Source organism: 'Chrysanthemum coronarium' phytoplasma, assembly GCF_000744065.1.
Classification (GTDB): Bacteria; Bacillota_I; Bacilli_A; order Acholeplasmatales; family Acholeplasmataceae; genus Phytoplasma; species Phytoplasma asteris.
In genome coordinates, this window is record NZ_BBIY01000100.1 from 1 (window position 1) to 1,591 (window position 1,591).

A 1,591-nucleotide genomic window follows, 5' to 3' on the forward strand; every position below is an offset into this window, starting at 1 on the left:
TTGGGGTGTAATGGGTTCAGAGAAGGATTTATAAGTGATTGGATGGGGTTTTGTAGGAGTTATTTTTTTACCAATAACAGTTAAAATAGGGATTTGGGTTTCATATCTTTTTTGTGTGTGTTCTAAAATACGAGGATCAAATGAAACTATATTTTTTTTAACTAAGATAATAATAGTTGAACCTCCTGTATCAAAATAGCCTTTTTCTTGACCTTTTGAAAACGTTTGCAAAGGATGATTTTGGATTTTTCCTACCAATGTGGCTCCTACTTCTATTTGAACTATTTTACCAAAATTTTTGGTTTGTAAGATACTATATTCGCGAGTGTTTGTTTTAAACACATCAAAACTTTCAAAGGCAATGGGATTTACTGTATGTAATTTTCCTTTGATTTTGCAAGGAATCATTTGAAAAAAACCTTCGTCTACAAAAAGATAACGGTGATAATCATGGGGTTCTAAGCGGAAAATAAGCAAATAGCCTTCCTCGTATTCTTGAGCTAATGTGGGATTTTGCAACAAATCAACTAAACTGTAATTGGTTTCTTTGATGCAATAGAGTGCTTTTTTGGTGATAGGATAAATGCTTAATTTGGATTCACAAGGACTGATAAAAGCAAAGTTGTCTTGAGGAATAGCAAGTTCTTTGTATTTTCTTGTAAAAAAATCATTATAAGAACTAAATTTTTGTTTTTCAAATAGGTTTAAATCAATTTGGTGTTGTTCGATGATTTTCAAAGCGTATTGGCGTGACCAAGGAGAATAAAAATACAGATTAACTAACCAAGAAATAGGTTTAGTGATCAAAATTTTGAGAAGGCATCTTTTCCAAAAGTTTTTTTCTAAGTTTGTGTATAAAAATTTTTGCAGGCGACTTGCTGGGTCTTGACAAATAATTTTTCCTTCTAAATTAACTATTTTCATATTGTAAATCGCTCACTTTGTAATTGTCATTGGTAACAAATATTTTAATAAGATTTTAAGCAACATAAATAGGATAAAATTTAGTGCTAATAATAAAATAATTGTTATTGTAGTTTTGGCTTTTGGCTTGGGGAAATGGATTTTTTTACAAAGAAATAAAAAAGTTAAAAGTAACATGCAGGCAAAATGAAACCAAAAAAAAGTAGTTCTTTGTTCGATAAATCCTAAACTTTTTAAATCCCAAGTTTTGCAAATAAACTTAGCTAAAAATAAAAAAGGAAATAAAATAGCAGCTGCAGTTACGGGCAAACCTGTAAAATAAGAAGGGCTTTGAGAGTCGTATTTTTGGGTTTCAGCTAAAACATTATAATAAGCAAGTCTAATTAAGGCTGCCAAAAGATAAAAGCCCCAAAATAGCCAAACAAGTGCAAATAGCCAAAATTCTTCTTTTATGATTGAAGTTTCACCTTTGAAACTCAAAGAATAGTTAATAAAAATAGGAAGGACGCCAAAGCTTATTATATCGGCTAAAGAATCAATTTGAATGCCATAGCTTTTTTCTGTATGAATGCGATTTTTTTTGGTTCGGCTTACCACACCATCAAACATATCACAAACGCCTGATATTAATAGGCAGATTAAAGCAGAAGTGTATTTGCCGCAAGCA

2 protein-coding genes are annotated in these 1,591 nt (G+C 30.7%); both read right to left on the bottom strand.

All coding sequences use genetic code 11. From position 1 onward, the window contains the following. Positions 1-924 (bottom strand): phosphatidylserine decarboxylase (locus OYV_RS03815; protein WP_052360418.1); only part of this gene is annotated, 924 nt, incomplete at its 3' end. 12 nt (positions 925-936) lie between these two features. Next, the coding region (locus OYV_RS03820) for a CDP-alcohol phosphatidyltransferase family protein (RefSeq protein ID WP_042068379.1) at positions 937-1,591 on the bottom strand (655 nt) is incomplete at its 5' end.